Source organism: Actinoplanes sp. NPDC023801 (assembly GCF_040639655.1).
Classification (GTDB): Bacteria; Actinomycetota; Actinomycetes; order Mycobacteriales; family Micromonosporaceae; genus Actinoplanes.
Genome location: NZ_JBFAAI010000003.1, coordinates 57,576 through 75,773 on the forward strand (window position 1 = coordinate 57,576; position 18,198 = coordinate 75,773).

Here is an 18,198-nt window from a genome sequence, read left to right on the forward strand (position 1 = left end):
CCGTGGCAACAACAACGGCCCGGCACTCGACCCGGCCGCCGGCCGGCCCCGCCGCTTCACAGCGGCGGGGCCGCCCCGCCAAGCAGCGGTCCGACAGTCTCGCCGGCTACATCTTCCTCTCCCCCTGGCTGCTGGGACTGCTGACCGTCACGGCCGTCCCGATGCTGATGTCGCTGTACCTCAGCTTCACCAACTACGACGTGCTCTCGGACTGGGAGTCGATGGAGTGGGTGGGCCTGGAGAACTACCGCACCATGTTCACCGAGGACCCGTCCTTCTGGCACGCGGTCCAGACGACCCTGATGTTCGCGCTGGTGGCGACCCCGTTGAAGCTGGCCGCCGCGCTCGGCGTGGCGCTCCTGCTGAACCGGCCGTTCTCCGGCGCCGGCCTGTTCCGCGGCCTGTTCTACCTGCCGTCGCTGCTCGGCGGCAGCGTGGCGCTGGCCATCGTCTGGGTCAACATGTTCAACCGGGACGGCGCGTTCAACTCGTTCCTGGGCTGGTTCGGCATCGAGGGCAAGGCCTGGGTCAACGACCCAGACTTCGCGCTCGGCACGCTGATCCTGCTCGCGGTGTGGCAGTTCGGCGCCCCGATGGTGATCTTCCTGGCCGGCCTGAAGCAGGTGCCGGTCGAGCTGTACGAGGCGGCGTCGGTGGACGGCGCCAGCCCGTGGCGGAAGTTCATCAGCATCACACTGCCGATGCTGTCCCCGGTGATCTTCTTCAACCTGGTGCTCGAGACGATCAACGGCTTCCAGGGCTTCACCTCGGCGTTCGTGCTCTCCAACGGCACCGGCGGCCCGGTCGACTCGACCCTCATGTACACGCTGCACCTCTACATCAAGGGCTGGAACGAGTACCAGATGGGCTACGCCTCGGCGATGGCCTGGGTGTTCCTGCTAGCGATCGGCCTGGTCACCGCCGTCGTCTTCCGGACCGGCAAGTTCTGGGTGCACTACTCGGACGGAGAAGACTGATGACCCTCCAGCGCCTGGCCCGGCCACTCACGCTGGTCCTGCTCTCGGCGGTGGTGCTCTACCCACTGGTGTGGATGCTCGGCAGTTCGTTCAAGAGCCAGGAAGAGGTCTTGAACAACATGGCGATCCTGCCCAACGTGTGGACGCCGGGCAACTACGCCGACGGCTGGGGCAACTTCGACGTCAGCTTCGGGCGGTTCTTCGTGAACAGCGCGATGGTGGCCGGCCTGACCGTGGTGGCGAACTGCGTCTCGTGCCTGCTGGCGGCCTACGCCTTCGCCCGGCTGAAGTTCAAGCTGCGGGGCTTCTGGTTCGCCATCATGATCGGGACACTGCTGCTGCCCGGGCACGTGCTGATCGTTCCGCAGTTCGTGATGTTCAAGACCTTCGGCTGGGTGGGCGGCGACTGGCCGTACGCTCCGCTGATCGTCCCGCAGCTGCTGGCCACCGAAGCGTTCTTCGTCTTCCTGATGGTCCAGTTCATGCGCGGCGTGCCGCGCGAGCTCGACGAGGCCGCGACCATCGACGGCTGCACCCCGTTCGGGGTGTTCCGGCACGTCATCCTGCCGCTGTCCCGGCCGGCCCTGGTCTCCACGGCGATCTTCTCGTTCATCTGGACCTGGAACGACTTCTTCCGCCAGCTGGTCTACCTCTCCGACCTGGAGAAGTACACCGCCCCGGTGGCGCTGACGCTGTTCATCGACTCCAGCGGCCAGTCGTCGGTCGGCCCGATGTTCGCGATGTCGGTGCTCTCGCTGGCCCCGGTCTTCCTGTTCTTCGTGGCCTTCCAGCGCATGCTGGTCGAAGGCATCAACACGTCCGGACTCAAGGGATGACCCCGGACCCCGGCTCTGCCGGCCCGCTCGCCGCTTCCGCGGCGGGCGGGCCGCCGGCCATCTCTCTCGCCGCGTCGGCCCCTTCAGGATCGAACCATTCCTCCGGTACGCCGAAAAGCGCACCGAATCCAGCCGCGACCCCCGGCACGTCCCGGAGCGTGCCGCCTCCCGCCGGGACATCCGGCACGTCAGGGGGTGTGCCTGAAACGGTCGGGATGGACTGGCCGCGCGAGGACGAGCCGGAGCCCCGCCCGGACTGGCGGGAACGTTTCGCCCTCGGTGCCGACCTGGCCCTGATCGGGATCGTGGTGACGGTCGCTGCCCTGCCGATCGTGACCCTCCCGGCCGCTCTGGCGGCCGGCTCCACCGCGGTGCGGCACCGCTACACCGCCGGCCGGATGCCCGCGTTCCGGCCGCTGCTGCGCCAGTTCCGCCGCGGCCTGCTGCCCGGCCTGCCGTTCGTCCTGGTCGCTGCCCTGCTTCTGGTGGACCTGGTCGCGCTGAGCCGCGGCTGGGTACCGGGCGGCACGCCGGTGCTGGCGGTCACCGCGATCGTCGCCGGCTGGCTGTCCGGCCTGGCCACGCTCGCTCTCGTCGCGGTCGGCCGCGCCCCGGAGACGCCGTGGCGGTCGGCGCTGGCCTGGGCGTGGAACCGGGGGACCACCCGCCCGTGGGCGGCGTTCGCACCCGCGCTGGCCGGGGTGCTCGCCTTCTTCCTGGCCCTGTCGATGCCGGCCACGATCCCGTTGGTGATCGGCTTCCACCTGTTCGCCGCGCACGTGATCAGCGACCGTTTGGCTCCTTCCTCCTCGTCGCCGGACGGTGCTCCTCCGGTTCGCGGCGGGCATCACCCCTCAGCGTGACGCCGGTCACAGCCGGGCAACCTCGCGGGCCGGTCCAGCCACTGTTCGGCTGACCGGCCCCGACTCTTCCGCCCGGCGAGGACCAGTGCCCCTTCCCCGTATGAGCCGCCCCGGCCGGCCACGCCCGCCCCGGCGTCCGCCGCCACCTCCGCGCCGCCCGGCCTCCCCGCACTGCCCCACCGGATACCGCTGACCCCGGCTGGCTCCCACCGCTGCCTCAGCCGCGCTGAGCCAGCAGCAACGCCCAGCCGCAAACCCGGGCTGGCGCGCAGCCGGGAGGGTCAGCGGCGAGTTACGCGGACGACGAGCGACCAGACGGCCAGGAACAGAAGCACCAGCAACGGGACGAGCACCGCCGCGGCCAGGCTCACACCCACCGTGTCGAGGTCGAGCAGCGGCGGATCACCCGGACGAACCTTTCCGGCGGCCAGGACATCGTCGGCCACGTCGATCGACTCGACGTCGCCGGACAGGCCGAATCCGTCGGCGTCCAGCAGCCGCTGCCCGCTGCCGAGGACGATCAGCCGGGCCGTCTCGATGCCGTCCTGGCTGGTCAGCTCGGCCTGTTCGTTCGCGTTCGCGAAGAGCCTCGCCTCCGCGTACCGGGTCGGGGTGTACTCGACCGCGACCGGTTCGCCCGACGGCCACCAGCCGAGCACCCGCAGTGCGTAGATGCCGTCCCGGGGGTACGACGGACCCGTCACCGTCCCGTCGGCGGCCGAGATCGTGGTGACCGTCCAGCGGACCGGATGGCCGGGACAGTCGCACTCCGCCGCGGAGACCACCAGCAGCCCGCGGCCGTCTCTGGTCCACGCGCCCTTACCGGCCAGCCGCCCGGTGACCGGAATGTCCACCGTGGCCCCACCGGCCAGCGTGCGGATGCTGATCCGGTCGCCGTTCTGGTAGGCGAGCCGCGAACCGTCCGGGGAGAATGCCGCCGTCCAGCCGGACAGCACCCCGGCCGTCGGCACGGAGGCGATCTCCGTGGTCGCCCCGGTGGTCGCGTCGCCGAGCAGCAGCCGGATCTCGGTGTCGGGTGAACCGTGGTCGAGCGCCTCGGCGACCAGCAGAGCCACCGTGCGGCCGTCCGGCGACCACGCCTGCGACTCGATCCGGTAGTCGACCCGGGACCAGGAGCCCTGGTAGGCGATCACCCGGCCGGTGGCCAGGTCCGCGACGCCCTCGTCGAAGGCGAGCCGGCCGCCGTCCGGGGACAGCACCGAGGCCATGCCGGCGACGCCGAACCATTCGGCCACCCGGTACGTGTCGTCGGCGCGGCCGACCAGCCCGGCCAGCCAGCCCGATTCGTCGGGGAACCAGGTGTTCGACGTGTAGAGCACCGAGGCGGCGCCGATCGGTGCCGCCTCGGCGTCCGGTGTCCACGGCGACGGCGCGCCGATCCGGGCCGGGAGCGTGCCTGCCCCCTGCGCCTTCGGCTGCGACGACCCGCCGATCGGGTGCCACTCGAGCAGGATCCCGGCCGCACCGCAGCAGAGGAGCAGCATCGCCAGCACCGCGACCACGGCGGCCGACTTCGCCACCCACCCGGTCCATCTGGGCAACACCTGCGATCTCGTCCGGTTCTCCCCCACGGCCGGGACTATAGGGTGATCATGCAAAGTGGCCGGCACCACGATCAGTGCGGGCGGCGCCGCACCGTCACCCAGCGGTCGTCCAGCTCACCGGATGGCCACCGCACTCGCACGGCGCACCGGAGACCACCGCCGTCGTGCCCACCCGGGCAGCACTGCCTGTCGCACCCGCACCCCCTATCCGGACGGTGCAGGTAACGCGGTCCGGATTCGGTGCGTTCGATGGAGGTGGCGTCGGCGAACAGGACCGGGGCGGCCGGCACCTCGCAGAAGGCGAGGAAGCCGCTGATCTTCTCGGAGGCGATGGCACCGCCGTTGTCGATCACGGCGGTGGCGATGAACGTCTCTCCCGAGGTCAGCGTCCGGCCTCCGGGGAGATCCACCTCGTACCGGCCGCCGGGCCTTTGACTGACCTCGGTGCCGTCGGGCCAGATCGGATGCCGCTCCACACCGTCGATGATCACGTTGACGCAGCCGTTGGCGCGGGCCACGAGGTCGGCGGTCACCGTGCCCGGGGCGGCGGTGAAGTGACCGGTCACCGGCGGGGTCGCCAGGTCACCGGCATCGAGATGGCCGTAGCCGGCCACGTCGTCGCCACCGCAGCCGGCGGTGGCGAGGACCGTACAGACCACGAGCACGCCGGGTATCCGCATGGGTGGACGATATAGATCAACAGCCGTTCAGGGGAGCCCGCGGCGGTGCTCGAAGATCAGGTAGGTCTCGGTGCCGGCGATCAGCCGGGTGCCGCTGAGGTGCTCGGTGATGACGGCGCGCAGATCGTCGACGTCGGCGCAGGCAACGTGCAGCAGGAAGTCGTAGGAGCCGGACACGAAGTAGACGTCACGGACGGCGGGCAGACCGGCCAGGGACTCCGCGAACCGGCCGATCGCCTCGCGGGCGTCGGAGCGCAGCCGGACCGCGATCATCGCCTGGATCGGGCGGCCGATCCAGGCCGGGTCGACGTCGGCGTGGAAGCCGCGGACCGCGCCGATCTCGCGCAGGCGCCGGATCCGGGTCAGGCAGGTCGACGGGGCGATGCCGACCCGATCGGCGAGGGCGTTGTTCGGCATGCGGCCGTCGGCCTGCAGCAGGCTCAACAACTCCAGGTCGATGTTGTCGAGGCCTCGAACATCCTTCGGCGGCTCGGTCACTTTCGACCACCGGCGCGAACTATCTGCCCTGGCAGCGTTACGGACAGAATCTTCTTCGCCCCACTTGCCGCTCTGCTGCACATCGTTCCACTCTATCGCCGACAGTAGTACATGGCGGAGGGAAGTCCCATGCACATCGGCGTGCCGGCAGAGGTCAAGAACCACGAGTACCGGGTGGCGATCACCCCGGCCGGCGTGGTGGAAGCGATCAAGCACGGGCATCAGGTGTCCGTGCAGGCCGGTGCCGGTGTGGGCTCCGCGATCAGCGACGACGACTACCGGGCCGCGGGCGCGGCGATCCTCCCCGACGCCGACACGGTGTGGGGCGCGGCCGACATGATCCTCAAGGTGAAGGAGCCGATCGCCTCCGAGTACCACCGGCTGCGCGAGGGCCAGGTCCTCTTCACCTATCTGCACCTCGCGGCCGACGCCGACGGGACCAAGGCACTGCTCGACAGCGGGACGACCGCCATCGCGTACGAGACGGTGCAGCTCGCCGACGGGTCACTCCCGCTGCTCGCCCCGATGTCGGAGGTGGCCGGCCGGCTCGCCCCGCAGGTCGGCGCGTACAGCCTGATGCGCAACAGCGGCGGTCGCGGCGTCCTGCCGGGTGGGGTCCCCGGCGTCGCGCCGGCCAACGTGACCGTCATCGGTGGTGGCGTGTCGGGCGTGAACGCGGCCACGATCGCGCTCGGTCTCGGCGCCGACGTCACCATCCTGGACCTGAGCCTCCCGCGGCTGCGGCAGATCGACGCCCAGTTCGGCGGGCGGGTCAAGACGCTGGTGTCGAACTCGTACACGATCGAGCAGTCGGTCCTCGCCGCCGACATGGTGATCGGTGCCGTGCTGGTGCCCGGCGCGAAGGCCCCCACCCTGGTCAGCAACGACCTGGTGAAGCGGATGAAGCCCGGCTCGGTGCTGGTCGACATCGCCATCGACCAGGGCGGCTGCTTCGAGGACTCGCGGCCGACCACCCACCAGGACCCGGTCTACCGGGTGCACGAGTCGGTCTTCTACTGCGTGGCCAACATGCCGGGCGCGGTGCCCAACACGTCGACGTACGCGCTGACCAACGCGACCCTGCCGTACGTGCTCCGCCTGGCCGGCCTCGGCTGGCGCGAGGCTCTGCGGGCCGACCCGGCGCTGGCCCTCGGCCTCAACGTGCACGCCGGCGTCCTCACCAACGACCTGGTCGGATCAGCCCTCGGCCTCCCCACCGAGAGCATCAGCTCAGTCCTGGCCTGATCCGGCCCCCTCGCGCGCCCTCCGTCACCGCCAGTCAGACGGAGGGCGCGCGCCGTCCAGCGGCTTCCGGCCCGTCCAGGGGTCGCCGCCCGGGCTGCGCCGTTCAACGGCTGCCACGGAAGATCCTCAGGAAGAACAGGAAGACGTTGAGGATGTCGAGGAAGATCGCCGCCGCCAGCAGCGGGGCGGCCTCGACGTCGCGGGTGCGCCGGAGCCGCTGGAAGTCGAACATGATCAGGCCCGCGAAGATCACCAGGCCGAGGATCGAGTAGATCAGTGAGCCGTACGGGATGCTCACGAAGATCAGCACGATGCCGAGGACGAGCAGGGCCACCAGCGCCCAGAAACACACCCTGGCCAGCGCGGTGAGGTCGCGCCGGGTCGCCCAGCCGGCCGCTCCGAACGCCGCGACGAACAGCGCGGTGGCTGCCCCGGCCTGCCAGAGCGCCTGCGGGTCGGTGCGGGCGTAATGGACCAGCGTCGGGGCGACGGCCACACCCATCAGCAGACCGAACGCCGCGAGCAGCCCGATCGTCGCCTGCTGTGACCGGCGGACGGCGAACTGCATGGCGATCAGGGCGGCGAACGATCCGAGGTAGGCCATGAACGCGACGCCGGCGGGCAGGTTGCGACCGGCGTAGGCACCGAGGGCGAACAGGCCGGTGGTCGCCGCGACGTATCCCATCGTCTGCGCGAACAGGGCATGTCCACGGTCGCGGGCGGCCAATCCGGCCGGGCGGTACGGGTGGGTGTCGTCCATCGCCATTCTCCCGGGTTCAGATGGTGTGGCCACCACTCTGGACCCGTGCCGGCGCGTGGACACCCTTCGCGGGGGATGACTGACGCGGCGGCGGGCCGGCGTCTCTCCTCATTTGCTGAAGCCACCCGAGACCGCTTTCATTTAGGAAAGTTTATTTATACTCTCCTCACATCCGTCAATCGATGTTCATCGCTTTGAGGAGTGGCATGCGCAAACTGTTCGCATTCCTCGCGGTCGCCCTGATGGGGGCCGCCGGATCACTGCTGGTCACGTCGCCCGCCGCGGCGCACGGCTACGTCTCGTCACCTCCCAGCCGGCAGGCTCTCTGTGCACAGGGCCGGATGGCCTGCGGGCAGATCAAGTACGAGCCGCAGAGCGTCGAAGGGCCGAAGGGCCTGCGAAACTGTCACGGCAACAACACCCAGTTCGCCGAGCTCAACGACGACAGCCGGGGCTGGCCGGCCACCAACGTCGGCACCTCGCAGACGTTCACCTGGATCAACACGGCCAGGCACGCCACCGCGAGCTGGGAGTACTTCATCGGCGGCACGCGCGTCGGCTACTTCGCCGGCAACAACCAGCAACCGCCGGCGACCCTCTCGCACACCGTCAACCTGAGCGGGTTCTCCGGGCGGCAGAAGGTCCTCGCCGTCTGGACGATCTCGGACACCGCCAACGCGTTCTACTCGTGCATCGACGTCAACATCGGTGGCAGCGGTGGCGGCGGCGGAGGCCCGACCACTCCCCCGCCCGGCCCCTGCTCGGCGCCGGCGTGGAGCAGCAGCGCGGTCTACGTCAACGGCAACCTGGCGTCGCACAACAACCGCACCTGGCGGGCCAAGTGGTGGACGCAGGGCGAGACGCCCGGTGTCGCCGACGTCTGGGCCGACCAGGGCGCCTGCTGAGGTCTACCGCGTCGAAGGGGAGCCGGGCCGGCTCCCCTTCGATCCGTCAGAACGCGGCCAGGACCGAACCCTGGTACTTGTCCTCGATGAACTTCTTCACCTCGGGCGAGTGCAGCAGCTTCTCCAGCTTCACCACGCGCGCGTCGGTCTCCTCGCCGGTGCGGACCACGACCAGGTTCGCGTACGGGTTGTCGTCACCCGTCTCCAGCGCCAGGGAGTCGGCGGCCGGCTTGAGACCGGTCTCGATCGCGTAGTTGCCGTTGATCACCGAGATCGCCGTGTCCTCGAGGCTCCGCGGCAGCTGAGCCGCCTCGAGCGCCTTGAACTGCAGGTTCTTCGGGTTCGCGGTGATGTCCTTCTCGGTCGCCTTGACCCCGACGCCGTCCTTCAGCGTGATCAGGCCGTTCTTGGCGAGCAGGTTGAGGGCACGGCCCGAGTTCGACGGGTCGTTCGGGATGCCGACCACACCACCCGCCGGTACGTCAGCGATCGCCTTGACCGTCTTGGAGTAGACACCGAGCGGCTCGATGTGCACCGGCTTGAGCGCGGTGAACTTGTAGCCCTTGGCGGCGACCTCATCCTCCAGGTACGGGACGTGCTGGAAGTAGTTGGCGTCGAGCTGCTTCTCGCTGAGTGCCACATTCGGCTGGATGTAGTCGTTGAACTCGACGATCTCGATCTTCAGACCCTCGGCGGCGGCGAGATTCTCCGAGACGTACTTGAGGACCTCACCGTGCGGGACCGGGCTGACGCCGACCTTGAGGGTGTCGGTCGACTTCGCCTCACTGTCGTCGGACGAGCCACAGGCAGCCAGGCCCATGGTGAGGGTGGCGGCGGCCAGGACGGCAGCGAAGGAGCGGCGGCGCATTCTCTATACCCTTTCACTTCTATGGCTTTTGCAGGATTGAGGGCGGACGGCTCTGCCGAGCCGCCCCGGCTCAGCGGTGCGACAGCCTGCGGACGAGCAGGTCACCGACCATCTGAACGAGCTGGACGAACACGACGAGCGCGACGACCGTGGCGATCATGACCTCGGTCTCGAAACGCTGATAGCCGTACCGGATGGCCAGGTCACCGAGCCCGCCACCGCCGACCACACCGGCCATCGCCGAATAGCCCACCAGGGCGATCACGGTGATCGTCAGGCCCGCGACCAGACCGGGCAGCGCCTCCCGCAGCAGCACCTTCCCGACGATCTGCCGGCGGGTGGCACCCATCGCGGTCGCCGCGGCCACCACGTCCGGCGGCACCTCGCGCAACGCCGACTCGACGATCCGGGCGAAGAACGGGATGGCACCGATCGTCAGCGGCACGATCGCCGCGTCGGTACCGATCGTCGTGCCGACCACCGCCCGCGTGAACGGGATCACCGCCACGAGCAGGATGATGAACGGCAGTGAGCGGCCCACGTTCACGATCAGTCCGAGAACGGCGTTCACCGGTGGCGCCGGCAGCAGCCCGCCCCGGCCGGTCAGCACCAGCAGCACCCCGACGAGGAGCCCCCCGACGGCGGTGAGCAGCGCCGAGACACCGACCATCCAGGCCGTCTCCTGGACGCCCAGGTTCAGCAGTTCGAACACTTCGGACCAGGTCACGGCGTCACACCTCGCTCACGCAGATATGCCACGGCCTCACGGTTCGCCTCCGGCGGGCCCGGCAGGGCGATCCTCCAGCGCCCGGCCCGCGTCGCGGCGAGCGTCTCCACGGACCCACCGAGAATGCGTACGTCCACCGCGAACCGCCGCGCGAGATCAGCGATGATCGGCTCATCCGCCTGCGGCCCGCTGACCGTGATGTCGACGATCGTCGCCTCCCCACCGGCCACCGGTCCCGGCGCCTGCCGCACCTCCGCGTCCAGGCCCGCCCCCGGCGACGTTTCCGGGTCCAGCGGGAAGAGGCCGCGGGCCAGCTCCGAGCCCGGCTGCCGGAGCAGGTCGGTGATCCGGCCGGACTCGACGAAGCGGCCCTCGCGCATGACCGCGGCCGATGTGCAGATCCGCTTGACCACGTTCATCTCGTGGGTGATCAGCAGGATCGTGAGCCCGAGCCGCCGGTTGAGGTCGAGCAGCAGCCGAAGGATCGACTCGGTGGTCTCCGGGTCCAGCGCGGAGGTCGCCTCGTCGGACAGCAGGATCCTGGGCCGCGCGGCGAGCGCCCGGGCGATACCCACCCGCTGCTTCTGCCCACCGGACAACTGGGCCGGGTACGCGTCAGCGCGATCCTCCAGCCCCACGAGCTCCAGCAACTCCGCCACCCGGGCCTTGCGGGCGGCCCGCGGCGCACCGGTGACCTCCAGGGCGAACGCCACGTTCCCGGCAACGGTCCGGGACGACAGCAGCGCGAAATGCTGATGGATCATCCCGATCCCCTGCCGTGCCACCCGCAGCTCCCGCCGACGCAGCCGGGTCAGCTCCAGCCCGCCGACGGTGACGGTGCCTGCATCCGGCCGCTCCAGCATGTTGACGCAGCGGAGCAGTGTGCTCTTGCCGGCGCCGCTGCGACCGAGAACACCGAAGACCTCGCCCTCACCGACGCTGAGATCCACCCCGTCGACAGCCGCGACGGAACCTTTCCGCGAGCGGTACGTCTTACGAAGACCGCTTATTTCAATCACGTAAACACCCTGGTCAGCAGTTGTGACGAGCGTCGCAATGCCTACTCACCTAGTGGGCATTGCCAACGGGTGCAACGCTAGCCCGCACAACGCTGCGAGGCCACCCGGTGTAACGACCCTCACGACTGCCGTCGCTTTCACCCGGCTACGCGGGACACCGTGATCCCAGGCGGGCACTTCCGCGGTCCCGGCCGCGACGGCTGGGCCGGTGCGAGCGTCGCCGGATTCCCGCGTGAACTGGCCGCGCTCAGCGGGCCTCATGGATCAGAATGGCGATCTGCACGCGGTTCGTGCAGCCGAGCTTGTCGAGGACCCGGGACACGTAGGTCTTCACGGTCGGAACGCTCATGTGCAGTTCGGTGCCGATCTCCGCATTGGAACGCCCGGTGGCAACGGCTTCGGCGACCTCCCGCTCACGGGCGGAGAGCCGCCGGAGGGCATCGGCGGCCCGCCGGCGCCGTGCAGCCGCTGCCCCGCGGGCCTCACGGTCCAGCGACCCGGTGCCGGGACCACCAACCTCACGACCGGTCCCGCCGTTACCGGTCTCGCCACTGCCGGTCCCGCCGCTGCCGGTCCCGCCGCTGCCGGGCTCGCTGCTGCCGAACCCGCCGCTACCGGTGCTGGTGCCCCGGTCGGTGCGGCCGACCGCGTACTCGATCAGTCTCGGCACCACCGCCGGGGAGAGGATCGACTCGCCGGCGGCGGCGCGGCGTACGGCGTTGAGGATCTCGGTGGGAGCGATGTCCTTGAGCAGGAAGCCGTTCGCTCCGAGCCGCAGTGCGCCGAGCAGGTTCTCGTCGGTGTCGACAGTGGTCAGCACGATGATGGCCGGTTCCGGGCCGTCACGGCGCAGCTCCCCGGTCGCGGCGAGACCGTCCATCCGTGGCATCCGGACGTCCATCAGTACGACGTCGGGTCGCAGATCACGGGCCATCCGGACCGCCTCGGCGCCGTCGCCGGCCTCACCGACGATCCCGACCTCCGGGGCGGCGCCCAGCACCAGCGACAACCCGACCCGGACCAGCGGGTCGTCGTCGGCGATCAGGACCCGGATGGAGTCGGCCATGGCAACCAGGCTTCCAGATCGAAGGTGAGTCCGGTTCGCGGGTCGCCGTGCACGCCGTGCCGCAGCCGCCCGTCGAGCAGATCCACCCGCTCAGCGAGGCCGATGAGCCCGCTGCCCGCGCCCGGGACCACGGGGACCGGCACCGCGCCCGCCGGGAGAGGGCCGTCGGAGGCGGCACGGCCGGCCGGGGATGGGGAGGCTGGAAGCGGCGACAACGGGTTGGAGACCCGGACGTGCAGCTCGCCGTCGGAACTGCGCTCGAGCAGCAGGGCGACCGGGCAGTCGGGGGCGTGCTTGCCGGCGTTGGTGAGGCCCTCCTGGACCAGGCGGTAGACCGTCCGGCCCAGCGACGGGCCGACCTGCCCGCCGTCGAGGTGGTCGGTGACCGTCACCTGGATGCCGGCCCTCCGGGCGTCGGCGACCAGCTCGTCGAGGTGCTGCAGGCCCGGTTGTGGCCGCAGGTCGTCGCCCGGACCCGCGCGCAGGACGCCGAGGATCTCGCGCAGGTCCTCGAGAGCGTGGTGGGCACTGTCACGGATGATCGCGGCGGCGCTGGCAACTTCCGCGGAGGTGAGGTCGGGACGGATCTGCAGGGCTCCGGCGTGCAGGCTGACCATGGAGATCCGGTGAGCGAGGGCGTCGTGCATCTCGCGGGCGATCCGCTCGCGTTCCTGGGCACGCAGCCGGTCGGCCCGCAGCCGTGCCTCGTCCTCGGCCCGGGCGGCGCGCTCGCGCAGCGACTCGATGAGCTCCCGGCGGGCACGGGCGGCCATCCCCGTCGACACCGTTGCGGCGAGGAGCGCGACGGTCAGTACCGCGTGGACCACGGCGGACTCCGCCATCTTCGGATAGGTCAGCGCATAGCCGAACCCACCCAGCAGGTTCACCAGGAGGATCACGACGACGGGCCGGCCGCGCCGCAGGGAGACGACCGTGTAGAGCCCGATCAGCCCGGCGACACCCGTGCCGTCCGCCACCACGGAGACCAGCGCGAGAAAGATCGCCACCGCCATCGGATGGCTGCGCCGCCACCAGAGCGCCAGCGAGAGGACGCAGCCCGCCAGGAAGTGCAGCATCAGGGCTTCCTCGGTCAGATCGCGGACCTCGGCCGCGTCGCCGACCAGCAGGAGCGCTCCGCACCAGGAGACGAGGATCGCCGCCACATCCCAGCCGCGACCGGCCATGAGTCTCCGGCGGCGCGGCGGCGGCACTTCCCGCTCCCGCCCGGCCGCCGCTGGAACGTCCGTACGCGCGCCGGCAGTCTCGACCGCGTCCGGGCCGGCCGGCGTCGCGGATCGTTCACCGGATGTGGCCGTCACGAGCGGACCAGCGGGCGCCAGAGTTGACGGTCGCCGTCGTCGCGGATCGCGTACCCGAGTTTCTCCACGGTCCCGCGCAGCTCGCCGGCCTCGCTGGCGGCCTTCTTGCTCAGCGCCACGGCACGGGCCGACAGGACCGCGTCGACCTCGATCGGGAGCTGTCCACTGTCCGGCACCCACGGCCGGTAGAGACCGGTGAACGGGTCGCCGTCGCGCCACGGATAGCCGTACTCCCGGAAGGCCCGTTCCAGTGGGGCGCGGTCGGCCTGCGGCTCGCCGTGGAACAGCTGGCGGGACTCCCGATCGAGGAGCACCAGGAAGCTGCCGTCCATGAAGACGAAGTCGACGTCCGGGCGGCTGACCGCGACGACACGGTCACCGGTCTCCAGGCGCACCGCGGCCCGCCCGATCGTCACACGGGTGCTGCGGCGCACGATCTCCACGCTGACCAGGGCACCCAGCACGGCGAGGATGGCGGCCTGCACCGCGATCTCCCACCAGCTGTCGACCGAGGCGACCACCCGCCAGACCACGCCGAGCACCGGGAACCCGACGTCGACCAGCCAGCGCGCGAGGATCGGTGCGAGCACCGCCACGAGGATCCCCAGCAGCGCCGGTCCGGCCAGCACGAGCGCCCGGCCCGCTGGGGAGAACGCGAGCACCGTCGTCTCCCGGGGTGAAGTTTCGCCGCTCATTGGTTCCGTCCCTCGTCGCCGGTCTTCCCGCACGACGCTATGCCCGGCGCCGAGGGCCGGCCAGTTGCCGGAAGTCGGAGATCCGCGACTTTGGTATGTGGTCCAGGTCACCCCTCGGGAACGGCAAGCGCGATCGTCAGCGCGAGGACCCATCGCGGGTCGCGCAGGCGGTCGCCGTACAGCTCACGCAGGCGGGTCATCCGGTATCGGACCGTCTGCGGGTGCACGAACAGCTCGGCCGCGACGTCCTCCCGCCGGCCCTGGTGCAGCAGCCAGCTGCGCAGAGTCTCGATCAGCTTGGCCGCCGCGGCCCCGCGCTCCCCGGCGAGCGGGCTCAGCGCCCACGCCCGCAGGTCCTCCAGCGCACTCGGGTCGGCCGTCACCACCACGGCCGCGAGATGATCCTCGGTGTCGACGACGGTGCCGTCGGACGGCGGGCTGAGCCGCTGCACACGGCAGGCCCGGTCCAGCGAGCTCCGCGCCTCAGCCCACGGCCGGGCCGGGCCGATCACCACGTTGTGTCCGGTGAGCAGGCGATTCAGGGTCGGGCGGGAACAACCCTGCGGGTCCGGCACGAACAGGGCGGTCATCCCCGGCAGGTCGGGAACGGCGTCGGCGAGCTGCAGCGTACGCGGATCGAGGAGGTCGATCACCCGCCGCGCCGCGCGCTCGGGCAGCAGCAACGCGGTGAGGTTCTGCGGCGGCACCCACTCCGCCTGCTCGGCCAGGCCCACCAGCACGTGTGCCGGCTCGCCGGCGACCAGGGCCTGCGTCAGTTCCTGCAGCCGGCGCTGCCGCAGGCGGCCGGAAGCGGCGAGCTCGTCGGCGTGCCCGGCGACGCTCGCCGCGGACAGTTCATCAATGTACGCGAAGACGAGCTCGGCGAAGTCGGCGATGGTCCCAGCCGGCTGACCGGCGCCGACGCTGATCGCCGCGAGGCCCCGCCACGCCACCCGGGCGCCCACCCGGTACGCCGCCAGCAGCGCGTCCAGGCTGCGGCCGGATCGCGCCTCGCCCCTGCCGAGCGCGTAGGCGCCCTCGATCGCCGACGCCATCGGTGTGCCGGGGTCGGCTCCCGGCCGGGAGACCAGGTTGAGGAAGGTGCCGAGCGCCGCGCGCACCGCCCGCGCGATCTTGTGACCGAGCTCACCGGCGAACGGCTCGGCGTAGGCCGGGACCTCCCGGATGATTGCTGCGATGGTCTGCGCGGAGACAGTCGGCAGACCGTGCCGGAGCGGGTCGATCACCTCCGTCGGCAGGCGGTACGACCGCACGTCGCGCAGTGGTTGTTTCACGCGATCCCTCACATTCCGTCCGGCCAGGGCGGCTTGATCACGGCATTACGGACGAACGACCCTCCCCCAGGGCCGGAACTTGTCCCCGCCGAACAATAATGCGGCCTCCGATTCACTTCTACCGGTCAGGACTTTGCCCTTCCTCAGGAAGCAGTCTTGATGACGTGGCAGTAACACGGAATTTGCGCGACGGTGCGTGGCGGGTTGTCGAGCTGATCACCACTCCGGTGGTGCCGGCCGACTACCTCGACGTGATCGCGCCCCTGCGCAACCCGACCGTCCTGCGCGCCCGGATCGACGCGGTGCGCCCCGAGACCGGCAAAGCGGTCACCCTGGAGCTGCGCCCCGGGCGTGGCTGGCAGCCGCACCAGCCCGGTCAGTATGTCCGGCTCGGCGTGGATGTCGACGGGGTACGCCTTTGGCGCGCCTACTCGGTGAGCAGCGCGGCCGGACGGTCCGACGGGAAATTCACCGTCACGGTGAACGCCGTCGAGAACGGGACCGTCTCCTCGTACCTGCTCAAGAACGCCCGTAAGGGCATGCTGGTCCATCTCGACCTGCCGGCCGGTGACTTCCTGCTCCCCGAGCAGCGCCCGGCGAAGTCGCTGTTCCTGACCGCGGGCAGCGGCATCACCCCGGTGATGGGCATGCTGCGCAGCGCCCTGCACGAGCTGGACGACGTGGTGGTCCTGCACTCCGCGCGGACCGCCGAGGACGTCGTGTTCGGTGCCGAACTGCGCGACCTGGCCGCCAAGGGCCGTATCCGGCTGATCGAACGGCACACCCGCGCCGACGGACGGCTCAAGCCCGCCGACGTCGCGGACCTGGTGCCCGACCTGTTCGAGCGGGAGACCTGGGCGTGCGGTCCCGGCGAGCTGCTCGACGGCCTGCAGGAGCACTGGGCCGACGCGGGTGCCGCGGACCGGCTGCACATCGAGCGTTTCCGGCCCACCGTACTGATCGCGGGCGACGGCGGCACGGTCACCTTCGAGAAGTCGGGCCAGGTGGTCGAGGCCCCCGGCGCCACGTCGATCCTCGAGGCGGGCGAGGCGGCCGGTCAGCTGATGCCCTCCGGCTGCCGGATGGGTATCTGCTACAAGTGCGTGCTGCCCATGCGTGAGGGCATCGTCCGCGACATGCGCGACGGCACCATCACCACCGCCTCCGAAGTGGACGGCGACAAGATCCTCATCCAGACCTGTATCTCGGCCGCCGCCGGGCCGTGCCGTCTGGACGCCTGAAACCCTTCTGCAAAGAGAACGAGGAAGTTCCGTGACGACGCTGCAGCGCAAGGAAGTCAACCCGATCGCCCACCTCACTCCGGAGGACATCGAGCAGATCGGTCGTGAGCTCGACGCCATCCGGGACGAGGTGCTCGCCGTCCGCGGCGAGAAGGACGCGAAGTACATCCGCCGCATGATCAAGATCCAGCGGCGCCTCGAGATCGGCAGCCGCGCGGTGCTGCTGTTCTCGGTGCTCCCGCCCGCCTGGATCCTCGGCACGCTGGGTCTCTCCATCGCCAAGATCCTGGAGAACATGGAGATCGGCCACAACGTCCTGCACGGACAGTACGACTTCATGCGGGACCCGAAGATCCACTCCACCACCTGGGAGTGGGACTTCGCGGCGCCGGCCGAGCAGTGGAAGCACTCCCACAACGAGCTGCACCACAAGTACACCAACGTGATCGGCCGGGACAACGACCTCGGCTACGGGATCATGCGGGTCGACGAGCAGCAGAAGTGGGCACCCGCTCACCTCGGCCAGCCGCTCTACAACTTCATCAACGCCTGCCTCTTCGAGTACGGCATCGCCGCGTACGACCTGGAGCTCGGCCGGAACCTGGCGAGCAAGCGCCGCCGTAACAACCCGGACTTCCGGGCCCGGCTGCGTCAGGTCGGCCGCAAGATCCGCAACCAGATGCTGAAGGACTACGTCGCGCACCCGGCCCTGTCCGTACCGGTCGGCCTGGCCTTCGGCAACCCGTTCGGCGCGTTCTTCGGCACCATGGCCGCGAACGTGGTCGCCAACGTGGTCCGCAACATCTGGAGCCACTCGGTCATCATGTGCGGCCACTTCCCGAAGGGCGTCGAGACCTTCGAGCGCACCTCGATCACCGGCGAGACCCGCGGCGAGTGGTACCTGCGGCAGATGCTCGGCTCGGCCAACATCTCCGGCAGCAAGCTGATGCACATCATGACCGGCAACCTGTCCCACCAGATCGAGCACCACTGCTTCCCCGACCTGCCGGCCAGCCGCTACGCGGAGATCGCGCCGAAGGTCCGGGCGCTGTTCGAGAAGTACGAGCTCAAGTACGTGACGGGCCCGATGGTCGTGCAGGTCGCGTCGGCGTGGGCCAAGGTCTTCCGGCTCGCCTTCCCGAACCGCAAGCCGGCCCGCCCGATCGACCACTCGGTCCCGCCGCGCGTACCGGCCGAAGCTGCCGCCTGACCTTCCGACCGCCTCATCCGATGCCCGGCCGCCTTCCGCGGCCGGGCATCGGCATCTCCGCGGGAACTGTCGCACCCGGATGGCATGGTGACAGGCAAGGAGGAGAAGACTTATGCGGTACGGCTATTTCGGCTCCATGAAGACCAAGCCCGGTCACCGGGACCAGGTGGTGCAGCTACTGCTGCGATCGGCGGAGGGTCTCCGCTCCGCCGGCTGCCACCACTACGTGATCGGGGTGTCCGACGACGACGATCAGACCATCTGGGTGAACGAGGTGTGGGACACCAGGGAGGCCCACGACGCCTCCCTGCACCTGCCCGATACGCAGGCCGCGATCGCTGCGGCCATGCCTCTGCTGACCGGCGAGTTCACCAGCCGCGAGATCACCGTCCTGGGCGGCCTGGGCCTCCCACCCGAGTAACGACCCCG

At 70.2% G+C, this 18,198-nt stretch carries 19 protein-coding genes; 8 read left to right on the forward strand and 11 right to left on the reverse strand.

What is annotated here, in order from left to right:
• Nucleotides 1-2: 2 nt before the first annotated feature.
• From AB0G04_RS07430 to AB0G04_RS07440, 3 genes are all read left to right on the forward strand, one after another.
• Nucleotides 3-977, forward strand: a complete 975-nt coding sequence (locus AB0G04_RS07430; RefSeq protein WP_360978047.1) for a sugar ABC transporter permease — start codon at nucleotides 3-5, stop codon at nucleotides 975-977.
• Entirely contained in the window at nucleotides 977-1,813 is an 837-nt protein-coding gene (locus AB0G04_RS07435; protein WP_360978050.1) for a carbohydrate ABC transporter permease, read from the forward strand. The genes AB0G04_RS07430 and AB0G04_RS07435 overlap by 1 nt, the downstream gene beginning before the upstream one ends.
• Nucleotides 1,814-2,028: 215 nt before the next feature.
• Nucleotides 2,029-2,676: a hypothetical protein gene (locus tag AB0G04_RS07440; protein ID WP_360978053.1), complete on the forward strand. Its 648-nt coding sequence runs from the start codon at nucleotides 2,029-2,031 to the stop codon at nucleotides 2,674-2,676.
• 281 nt (nucleotides 2,677-2,957) lie between these two features.
• On the opposite strand, the gene AB0G04_RS07445 is transcribed toward AB0G04_RS07440, so the two are convergent.
• The 3 genes from AB0G04_RS07445 to AB0G04_RS07455 form a co-directional block, all read right to left on the reverse strand.
• The gene (locus tag AB0G04_RS07445) at nucleotides 2,958-4,241 is read right to left on the reverse strand and encodes a hypothetical protein (RefSeq protein WP_360978056.1); all 1,284 of its coding nucleotides are present in this window, start codon (nucleotides 4,239-4,241) and stop codon (nucleotides 2,958-2,960) included.
• 71 nt (nucleotides 4,242-4,312) lie between these two features.
• The gene (locus AB0G04_RS07450; protein ID WP_360978059.1) at nucleotides 4,313-4,921 is read right to left on the reverse strand and encodes a hypothetical protein; all 609 of its coding nucleotides are present in this window, start codon (nucleotides 4,919-4,921) and stop codon (nucleotides 4,313-4,315) included.
• A 27-nt stretch (nucleotides 4,922-4,948) separates the two neighbouring features.
• Complete coding sequence (locus tag AB0G04_RS07455) at nucleotides 4,949-5,419, reverse strand: Lrp/AsnC family transcriptional regulator (RefSeq protein ID WP_360978062.1); 471 nt, start codon at nucleotides 5,417-5,419, stop codon at nucleotides 4,949-4,951.
• Nucleotides 5,420-5,548: 129 nt separating this feature from the next.
• Between AB0G04_RS07455 and ald the strand changes: the two genes are divergently transcribed.
• Nucleotides 5,549-6,664: an alanine dehydrogenase gene (ald, locus tag AB0G04_RS07460; protein ID WP_360978065.1), complete on the forward strand. Its 1,116-nt coding sequence runs from the start codon at nucleotides 5,549-5,551 to the stop codon at nucleotides 6,662-6,664.
• 103 nt (nucleotides 6,665-6,767) lie between these two features.
• On the opposite strand, the gene AB0G04_RS07465 is transcribed toward ald, so the two are convergent.
• Nucleotides 6,768-7,424: a Bax inhibitor-1 family protein gene (locus AB0G04_RS07465; protein ID WP_360978069.1), complete on the reverse strand. Its 657-nt coding sequence runs from the start codon at nucleotides 7,422-7,424 to the stop codon at nucleotides 6,768-6,770.
• A 206-nt stretch (nucleotides 7,425-7,630) separates the two neighbouring features.
• On the opposite strand from AB0G04_RS07465, the gene AB0G04_RS07470 reads away from it, so the two are divergent.
• A complete protein-coding gene (locus tag AB0G04_RS07470) occupies nucleotides 7,631-8,329 on the forward strand; it encodes a lytic polysaccharide monooxygenase (RefSeq protein ID WP_360978074.1) in 699 nt (232 codons plus the stop codon).
• A gap of 46 nt (nucleotides 8,330-8,375) precedes the next feature.
• On the opposite strand, the gene AB0G04_RS07475 is transcribed toward AB0G04_RS07470, so the two are convergent.
• The 7 genes from AB0G04_RS07475 to AB0G04_RS07505 form a co-directional block, all read right to left on the reverse strand.
• The gene (locus AB0G04_RS07475) at nucleotides 8,376-9,197 is read right to left on the reverse strand and encodes a MetQ/NlpA family ABC transporter substrate-binding protein (protein WP_360978077.1); all 822 of its coding nucleotides are present in this window, start codon (nucleotides 9,195-9,197) and stop codon (nucleotides 8,376-8,378) included.
• A 70-nt stretch (nucleotides 9,198-9,267) separates the two neighbouring features.
• Nucleotides 9,268-9,924, reverse strand: coding sequence for a methionine ABC transporter permease (locus AB0G04_RS07480; RefSeq protein WP_360978081.1), 657 nt, complete (start codon nucleotides 9,922-9,924; stop codon nucleotides 9,268-9,270).
• The gene (locus AB0G04_RS07485) at nucleotides 9,921-10,943 is read right to left on the reverse strand and encodes an ATP-binding cassette domain-containing protein (RefSeq protein ID WP_360978084.1); all 1,023 of its coding nucleotides are present in this window, start codon (nucleotides 10,941-10,943) and stop codon (nucleotides 9,921-9,923) included. Before AB0G04_RS07485 ends, AB0G04_RS07480 begins: the two co-directional genes overlap by 4 nt.
• 247 nt (nucleotides 10,944-11,190) lie before the next feature.
• Nucleotides 11,191-12,009: a response regulator transcription factor gene (locus tag AB0G04_RS07490; RefSeq protein ID WP_360978087.1), complete on the reverse strand. Its 819-nt coding sequence runs from the start codon at nucleotides 12,007-12,009 to the stop codon at nucleotides 11,191-11,193.
• Entirely contained in the window at nucleotides 11,985-13,328 is a 1,344-nt protein-coding gene (locus tag AB0G04_RS07495; protein ID WP_360978090.1) for a histidine kinase, read from the reverse strand. The genes AB0G04_RS07490 and AB0G04_RS07495 overlap by 25 nt, the downstream gene beginning before the upstream one ends.
• Nucleotides 13,325-14,023: a hypothetical protein gene (locus tag AB0G04_RS07500; RefSeq protein WP_360978093.1), complete on the reverse strand. Its 699-nt coding sequence runs from the start codon at nucleotides 14,021-14,023 to the stop codon at nucleotides 13,325-13,327. Before AB0G04_RS07500 ends, AB0G04_RS07495 begins: the two co-directional genes overlap by 4 nt.
• A 107-nt stretch (nucleotides 14,024-14,130) precedes the next feature.
• A complete protein-coding gene (locus AB0G04_RS07505; protein WP_360978096.1) occupies nucleotides 14,131-15,318 on the reverse strand; it encodes a helix-turn-helix domain-containing protein in 1,188 nt (395 codons plus the stop codon).
• Between the two features lie 164 nt (nucleotides 15,319-15,482).
• Between AB0G04_RS07505 and AB0G04_RS07510 the strand changes: the two genes are divergently transcribed.
• The 3 genes from AB0G04_RS07510 to AB0G04_RS07520 all read left to right on the forward strand — a co-directional run bounded on the left by AB0G04_RS07510 (nucleotide 15,483) and on the right by AB0G04_RS07520 (nucleotide 18,190).
• The gene (locus tag AB0G04_RS07510; RefSeq protein ID WP_360978099.1) at nucleotides 15,483-16,559 is read left to right on the forward strand and encodes a ferredoxin reductase; all 1,077 of its coding nucleotides are present in this window, start codon (nucleotides 15,483-15,485) and stop codon (nucleotides 16,557-16,559) included.
• Nucleotides 16,560-16,590: 31 nt separating this feature from the next.
• Complete coding sequence (locus AB0G04_RS07515) at nucleotides 16,591-17,769, forward strand: acyl-CoA desaturase (RefSeq protein WP_360978102.1); 1,179 nt, start codon at nucleotides 16,591-16,593, stop codon at nucleotides 17,767-17,769.
• 112 nt (nucleotides 17,770-17,881) lie between these two features.
• Nucleotides 17,882-18,190 carry a putative quinol monooxygenase gene (locus AB0G04_RS07520; RefSeq protein WP_360978105.1) on the forward strand — a complete coding sequence of 103 codons (309 nt, stop codon included), beginning with the start codon at nucleotides 17,882-17,884 and terminating at the stop codon, nucleotides 18,188-18,190.
• Nucleotides 18,191-18,198: the final 8 nt, after the last annotated feature.